This window comes from Actinomadura madurae, from assembly GCF_900115095.1.
Classification (GTDB): domain Bacteria; phylum Actinomycetota; class Actinomycetes; order Streptosporangiales; family Streptosporangiaceae; genus Spirillospora; species Spirillospora madurae.
Map to the genome: position 1 here is coordinate 321,996 of NZ_FOVH01000012.1, position 7,342 is coordinate 329,337.

The 7,342-nt window shown below is 70.2% G+C and carries 8 protein-coding genes; 6 read left to right on the forward strand and 2 right to left on the reverse strand.

What is annotated here, in order from left to right:
• Positions 1 to 414 precede the first annotated feature (414 nt).
• Genes BM339_RS31020 through BM339_RS31035 form a run of 4 tightly spaced genes read left to right on the forward strand, consistent with a single transcriptional unit; the run spans position 415 to position 3,909 of the window.
• Complete coding sequence (locus BM339_RS31020; RefSeq protein WP_075023144.1) at positions 415 to 639, forward strand: hypothetical protein; 225 nt, start codon at positions 415 to 417, stop codon at positions 637 to 639.
• Positions 640 to 1,212: a DUF6879 family protein gene (locus BM339_RS31025; RefSeq protein ID WP_075023145.1), complete on the forward strand. Its 573-nt coding sequence runs from the start codon at positions 640 to 642 to the stop codon at positions 1,210 to 1,212.
• Positions 1,212 to 3,359, forward strand: coding sequence for an ATP-binding protein (locus BM339_RS31030; protein ID WP_075023146.1), 2,148 nt, complete (start codon positions 1,212 to 1,214; stop codon positions 3,357 to 3,359). The genes BM339_RS31025 and BM339_RS31030 overlap by 1 nt, the downstream gene beginning before the upstream one ends.
• Positions 3,349 to 3,909: a GNAT family N-acetyltransferase gene (locus BM339_RS31035; protein ID WP_021593171.1), complete on the forward strand. Its 561-nt coding sequence runs from the start codon at positions 3,349 to 3,351 to the stop codon at positions 3,907 to 3,909. Before BM339_RS31030 ends, BM339_RS31035 begins: the two co-directional genes overlap by 11 nt.
• Positions 3,910 to 3,966: 57 nt before the next feature.
• Here the strand turns inward: BM339_RS31035 and BM339_RS31040 are convergent, their stop codons facing one another.
• Complete coding sequence (locus tag BM339_RS31040) at positions 3,967 to 4,626, reverse strand: hypothetical protein (protein WP_075023147.1); 660 nt, start codon at positions 4,624 to 4,626, stop codon at positions 3,967 to 3,969.
• A 200-nt stretch (positions 4,627 to 4,826) separates the two neighbouring features.
• Entirely contained in the window at positions 4,827 to 5,780 is a 954-nt protein-coding gene (locus BM339_RS31045) for an alpha/beta hydrolase (RefSeq protein ID WP_075023148.1), read from the reverse strand.
• A gap of 60 nt (positions 5,781 to 5,840) precedes the next feature.
• Here BM339_RS31045 and BM339_RS31050 point away from each other — a divergent pair, with 60 nt between their 5' ends.
• Together BM339_RS31050 and BM339_RS31055 are read left to right on the forward strand one after the other, a co-directional pair.
• Positions 5,841 to 6,866: a helix-turn-helix domain-containing protein gene (locus tag BM339_RS31050; RefSeq protein ID WP_075023149.1), complete on the forward strand. Its 1,026-nt coding sequence runs from the start codon at positions 5,841 to 5,843 to the stop codon at positions 6,864 to 6,866.
• Positions 6,867 to 7,037: 171 nt separating this feature from the next.
• Positions 7,038 to 7,342 (forward strand): IS5/IS1182 family transposase (locus tag BM339_RS31055; RefSeq protein ID WP_075023178.1); only part of this gene is annotated, 305 nt, incomplete at its 3' end.

A 7,342-nucleotide genomic window follows, 5' to 3' on the forward strand; every position in this document is an offset into this window, starting at 1 on the left:
CGGTGGGCGCTTCCGGGCAGTTCCGTGCGTCCCGCAAGAGTGAGCGCCGCTATGAGCGCGCGGCACCGGGCAAGGTGATCGTCAAGTGGCTCAGCTGGCTCCCCGGCGGTGGTGGCTGGCCGGCGCACGGCTGCATCAAGGTCGTCCGTAGCGGCGCCACACCACTCACCTCATCGCCGTCCATCAGGCGCCGATGGGTGAAAGTAGCCGGCGACACAGACGGATCTTTCGGGGCGATGATCCTGGATCATTCTATGTGTGTACTTTGTCGAATAAGTATGTCTTAGTGGCTTTTCTGGCACCAGGAAATTGCGTTGGGGTCTGCCGTTATCCGGATTCTCGGTCAAGACTCGGAAGGTTTAGTAGCCTGGCAATGTCGCCCTGTGGAGAGGGCCCTATTGAGGAAGGCGGACCATGAAACTGGTCATGCTTTACAAGGATCAAGGCTCCGGCGGAAACGGATGTCCGTCGGTCTACCTGGCGGAGAACGGGGAGCACGTCGTCCAGGGGCACGCAGTGGACGACGGCACCTTCGCCGAGCTGGCCAACGTCCTGCCAGGTGAGAGCGCTGTCCGGATCTCGCCGGACGTCATTGAGGGTGCCATCGAGCGGCTGCACGCGGCGAGGGAGGAGCGGTAGGTGGGACGAGTCTTCCACTCACTCGCCGACAAGGAATTCAACAGCCTCTTCAGTGACTTCGAGTACACGGCTTATCGGCTGGAGTCCCTGCAGAGTTATGACGTCTCCTATGAGAAGGAGGAGTTCGGTCTCTTTCTCGCAGGGCAGGAGCGTGGGGAATTCCCGGGTATCGCCGACTGGATCGAGGGCAGCGTACGACCGGCGGACAAAGCCGGGAAACGCATGCACCGGGTCCACGTCGTCGAGGAACCGCTTTCCGACTACGTCCGGTTCGAGTGCGCCTGGTCGTACGAGCACACCGTCCCGGCCGGGGAGGATGTGCGGATCATTCCGGTCCGCCAGGGCGAGTGGCCGGAAGGGCTGCCCCACTACGACTACTGGCTCTTCGACTCCTGCCGCCTCGTCACCATGCACTATGAGGAGGACGGGGCGTTCGCGGCGGCGGAGATCGTCGATGATCCCGCGAAGATCGTCCAGGCGAACTACTGGCGGGACCTCGCGGTGAGCAGAGCCGTTCCGTACCGGGAGTTCGCCGCCCGATACGACGGACGGTTCCTGCCGTTGTCCGGCTGATGCCCGAAGGGAACCGGTCCCCGTCGAACGAGTTCGACGGGGACGCCGGCACCGTCATCCAGGCGCACTCGGTGCAGGGTGACATCCGTGTCGGCGGAGGCCGCGATCTGCCCCCGCCACGACAGCTGCCCCTCGACGTGTCCGGTTTCATCAACAGGGAGCCGAGCCTCCAGGCATTGGACGGCCTGGTCGCGGGCACCACGGCGGGCGATGGCGCACCCGCCGCCGTGGTGTCGGCCGTGTCCGGCGCACCGGGCGTCGGAAAGACCGCGCTCGCCCTGCACTGGGCCCACCGGTCCAGGTCACGGTTCCCTGACGGCGATCTCTACGTCGACATGCGCGGGTACGGTCCCGGCCGTCCGCTGTCGGCGGGCGAGGCCCTCGACGGGTTCCTGCGGGCGCTCGGCGCGCCGCCGGAGGCGATCCCTGACGGGACCGATCAGCGGGCGTCCGTCTACAGGACACTCCTTGACGGCAGGCGCGTGCTCGTGGTCGTCGACAATGCCGCCTCGTCCTCCGACATCAGGCCGCTGCTTCCCGCGTCGCGCGGATGCTTCGCGTTGATCACCAGTCGAAGTACACTCGCGGGGCTGGTGGCCAGGGAGGGAGCCGCGCGCGTGACCTTGGACGTCCTGTCGCCCGAGGAGTCCGTCGCCCTGCTCGCGACCGTGATCGGGGCTGACCGCGTCGCGGCCGACCCGCAGGCGGCGCTGCGCGTCGCCGAGCTCAGCGGGTACCTTCCCCTGGCGCTGCGCGTGGTCGCCGAGCACGCGGCCGGGCGGCCGGAGCTGTCCATGGCCGGGCTGGTCGGCGAGTTGGAGGACGAACGCCTCCGCCTCGACGCTCTGGCGGCCGCCGAGGATGAACTGAGCGACGTCCGCGCGGCGTTCTCCTGGTCTTACAACGCCCTGGACGAGCCCCAGCGCCGGGCGTTCCGGCACCTCGGCCTGCACACCGGACCCGACATCGGCATGGGCGCCGCGGCGGCCCTCATGGGCGGCGAGCGAGCCGTGACCGGCCGCCTGCTGCGTGGCCTCACCGCCGCCCACCTGCTGCGGGAGACGTCCAACGACCGCTTCCATCTCCATGACCTGCTGCGCGCCTACGCCCGTGAACGAGCCGCCGCCGAAGATTCTCAGCGGGACCGGACGCGGGCGGTCCGGCGGATGCTCTCCTGGTATCTGCTGGCGGCCGATGCCGGACGGGTGCTCATCCTGCCCTACTCCCACTCGGTGCCACTCGTCCCCGCCGAGGGCATCGAAGTTCCCGACTTCGGCGAAGCGCAAAAGGCAGCGCAATGGTTCGAGCAGGAGCGGCCTAATGTGCTCGCCGCCCTGCGCCTCGCCGTCGACCTCGGGCAGTACGACATCGCCTGGAAACTGCCCGTCGTCACCGACGGTTTCTTCGAGCTCGGCTCGTACTGGTCCGACTGGGAGGACGTCCACAGGCTGGGGTTGCGGGCGGCCCAGGAATTGGGCGACGCTCTCGGCGAGGCCAGCAATCTCTTCTGCCTGGGGGACGCGGGCTGGCGAGGCGGCCGGTATGACGATGCGCTGGCCGACTACCGGCGAACCGTCGAGCTGAGCCGCGAACTCGGCGACGCCTGGCTCGAAGGCTTCGCATCCCGAGGCGTCGGCCTGATCCACGAGGAACGCCAGGAGGTCGAGGCGGCGGTCGACCACTTCCGACAGGCGTTGCGCGTGTTCCAGGAGAACGGAGTGCGGCGCGGCGAAGGAATGGCGCTGCTCAGCCTCGGCCGCCGCGCCGCCGAGACCGGTGACCGGCACGAGGCCGTCGCACTCTGCGAGCACGCCCTGTCCGTCTTCGCCGAGCTGGGCGACGAGTGGAGCGAGGCGTGGGGGACGTTATCGCTGGTCTCGGCCATGCTCCCACTGGGACGCGCGCTGGACGCGGAACCGCGCGTGCGGCGAGCGGTCGAGACTTTCGAGCGGTTCGGCGACCGGCGCAGTATGGCGATGGCAGCGGTCTCGCATGGGGAGGCGCTGCTCGCGCTGGACGACACCACCGGCGCCGCCGCCCGCTGGCGCACGGCGGCGGTGATCTACGAGCAACTCGGCGACGACCAGGCGGCGGAACTGCGCTTACGGGCCGCGGAACTTGAGACGAGGCAGGCCGATGACCGCTGACGTGGACATCCGCGGCGGCGCCGCGAAGCTCGCGGAGAAGTACTTCTCCTCGATCTGCGAAATCCACGATGCGGTCTTCTCGCAGCCTCCCTTCGCCTGGGTGCCGCGGATGTCCGACGAGAATGCCGACTATCTGCGGCGGCTGATGGCCGATCCGACCTTTGGCCTTGTCCTGGCCGAGCATGGTGGCGGCCTGGTCGGCTACGCCTTCGGTCACCGGCTGCCCATTGACCACGGCTGGTGGACTGACTTCACCGAGCCACTACCCGAAGATCTCACCGCCGAATGGCAAGGACGCACCTTCGCACTCATCAGCCTTGCGCTGCTACCTCGCTGGCGCGGCCGAGGGCTCGGTGAACGCGTCGTCCGGCATCTGCTGGCGGGTCGGGAAGAGGAGCGGGCCATCCTGTCGGTGCAGCCGACAGCCCTCGCCACACAGGGCTTCTACCGCCATCTCGGCTGGCGCGACGTGGGACGCAAAGGGCCCTTGCAGGGCGTAGTCCCGCCCTATTGGGACATCTTCGTGCTTCCCAGGCTGTATTCCCTCTGACGCTAAGAATTCCCCTTACCCCGCACACTAAAAGGCGAACCTGCCCCTGTCGGCCGCCTATTGTGCTTCGGGAGGCGTTCTGGACGTGCGTCGGGGGAGGACGATCGAGAACAGGACGGTGCCGAGCCCGACTGCGCCCGCCGTCCAGCCCGTCCATTCGGGGACCCTGCCCAGCGTCACGGAACTGGCGGGTCGCACATGCAGCCCGGCGGTGCTGGCGCGGTTCCCCAGGACGCGCGCGTCGAAGTGGTGCGCGTTGTCCGGGGCCGTCCCCGACGACTGGCGGAGGGAGCGGTACTCGGCACGGGACATGGTGACCCCGCCGTGAACCGTCTTTCCGTTCGACGTCCAATGGCCCCCACATGTATAGCCGGACAGCGTGCAGGTCCTCTCGTAGGGGATGGCGACGCTGGTCGGCTCGCCGTACTTCCAGACGTATCCGGGCTTGGCGCGCTCGATCGAGCCGATGATCGCCAGAACTCCCACCGACAGGCACGCCCCGACCAGGACCACCGCCGCCGTGATGCCCCACCGGTCGGCCACGGCGCCGGCCGCGAGGGTGACCGGCGCCAGCGCGAACACGCCGATGAACCCCAGCAGTATGGAGAGCAAGACCAGCCCGACGAGCCGTCCTCCAGGGTTGGCCAGCAGAGCCCACTCTGCGAGCGCGAACAGCAGAACCCCCAAGGGCGCAGCCCACAGCAGGGTGTGTTTCATGGCCCTTCTTCCTGCGGTCCGCATGCTCTGGCGAGGCTGGTGATCACCCGAAGCCAGGCGCTCACGGTAGACCATCAGCACCGGCCACCGCCTCCCTGGACCACGGTCCCGGCAGACGCCGCCCGCTCACCTGTCACGCCCGACGGGACCGGTGCCAGGTCACGCGGCCTCGGCGCCGAGGGGGTGCGGGCGCGCCGTCCTCACTCGGCCAGGGCGCGGCGCAGGACGGCGCCGAGTTCGGCGATCTGCCGCTGCGACACGTCGGCGGACAGGATCGCGTGCGAGCCGTGGAACGTCCCGGGCCACTGGTGCAGTTCGACCGTGACGCCCGCCTGGAGCAGGCGCAGCGCGTAGCCGATGTCCTCGTCGCGGAGCGGGTCGAACTCCGCGGCGGACACGTACGCCGGTGGCAGGCCTGACAGGTCGCCGGCGCGGGCGGGGGCGGCGTACGGGGGCGCGGGAGCGTCGCCCAGGTAGTGCCGCCACACCGTGGTGAGGCTGTCGCGGTCCTGCCAGGGGGTGTCCGTGAAGTTGCGCTGCGACCACGTCTCCTGCCGGTCGTCCAGCGCGGGCTGGTTGAGCAGTTGGAAGCGGATCGACGGCCCCTGCTCGTCGCGCGCCCTCAACGCCGCTCCGGCCGCGAGGCCCGCGCCGGCGCTGTGCCCGCCGACCGCGATGCGGTCCGGGGCGGTGCCGAGGCCGGACGCGTTCTCGGCGGTCCACTCCAGCACCGCGTAGGCGTCGTCCAGCGCGGCCGGGAACCGGTGTTCGGGGGCCTGGCGGTAGTCCACCGAGATCACCATCGCCCCGGACGCTCCGGCGAGCCGGGCGGCGGTCGGGTGCTCGGTGTCCAGGTCGCCGACGATCCAGCCGCCGCCGCGCAGCCAGACGATGGCGCCGTGAGCGCGGCTCGGGCGGTAGATGCGCACAGGGACGTCCGGGTCGGCGGGCACCGTGAGGTCCTCGACCTCCATGCCCTCGGTGCCCGGGGCCGCCGCCGCGGTGACCTCGCTCGGCGCCGCGGCGGCAAGTTCGGCGAGCCGCTTGCGCGCGGCGACCGGATCGGTCAGGTCGGCCTTCGGGATGAACGGAAGGAACGCGTCGAGTTCGGGATCCATGACGTCCATCCTCATGACGGCGGGCGTCGTGAGCATCCGCCGTCCGTCGCGCGTTCGGCCCGGATCGCGCGACGACCGTGGCCTTATCCTTCGGGCATGGAGGCTCTGGCCGTCCGGCTGTCGGGACTGGACTCGCACGCCGAGGGCGCGATCCGCGTCGTCGCCTTCTACGACACCTTGATGCGGCGGCGGGTGGATCTCCCGGCGCTCGCGCGGGCCTCGGCGGGCCTGGCCGAGTGCGCGGCCGGCATCCGGATCCACGGGACGGGACAGGTCGTCCGTGCCGCGTCCGACGGCACGCCGGTGCCCGGCCCGCCGCCGCACGCGTCCAGCTCGGCGCCCATCGTCCTCGATGAGGAGGAGATCGGCACGGTGTGGCTGGAGCGTCCCGGCCCGCCCGTCCCGCTGGACGAGGTCCTGCTGGACCGGCTCGCCATCGCCGCCGCGGCCGTCCTCGAACGGTACGGGCCCGCCCACACCACCATGGCCGACCCCGCACTCGTCGAACTGGCGATCAGCGGCGGCGACCAGGCGGCCAGGGCTCGCGCGCTGCGCCTGCTGGGATTCGCCGCCCCCTCGCCGCTCCATGTCGCCGCCGTGCGGTCGGCGCTGCCCCTCGACCAGGTCGCCGGCCTGGTGTGCCCGTCCTGTCCGGTCAAGTCGGCGCCGCTCGACGGCGTGGGCGTCATCATGGCCGCCACCATCGACCCGTCCCGGTTCCCGCCGGACGTGCGAGCGGGCATCGGCGCCGGCGAGAGCCCCGACCGCTCCTGGCAACAGGCCCGTACCGCGCTCCGCTTCACGGCGCCCCTGCGCCCCGTCGTCCACCACGATGAGCTGGGCGCGATGGCGCTGCTCGCCGAGATCCCTCCGGACGCCTTGCGCGACAACTGCGACGTCGCCGCCATCGCCCGCCTGTCCGCCGAAGACTTGGAGACCCTGGACGCCTACTGCACCACCGGTTCGCTGCGCCGCGCCGCCGACGTCCTGCACCGGCACCACAGCAGCGTCGCCCGCCGCCTCGACCAGATCGGCAGAACCCTGGCCGCCGACCTGACCGCCCCGACCGGCCTGACACGCGCCCGTCTCGCCCTGACCGCCTGGCACCTCCTGAACAACTGACAAGCACCCTCCCGGTCGCCCCGCGACTGCGTCCGCCGGATGCTTCCTACTGAGGCCACTTCTCACAGACGCGGACGTTCCCGAGTTGCTCACGGCCAGGAGGACACGGCGGCGCGATCGACCTGCCCTAAGACATCATCTCATTTGGTTTGGTGGCGGTAGCCTGCGGTCGTGGAAATGGTCGAGCGGCTGGTGCCAGAGGAGTTGTGGGAGCTGTTCCAGCGGGTGGTGCCGCCCGCTCCGACGCGGCCGCAGGGCGGTGGCCGGCGCCGGTACGGGGATCGTGAGGTGCTGGCGGCGATCATCTTCGTGGCCACCACAGGTTGTACGTGGCAGCAGTTGCCGCCGGTGTTCGGGCCGTCGGGTCCTACCGCGCACCGGCGCTTCACCGAGTGGACGGCGGCACGGGTGTGGGCCAAGCTGCACCGGTTGGTGCTGGACGAGCTGGGTGCGCGCGGTGAGCTGGACTGGTCGCG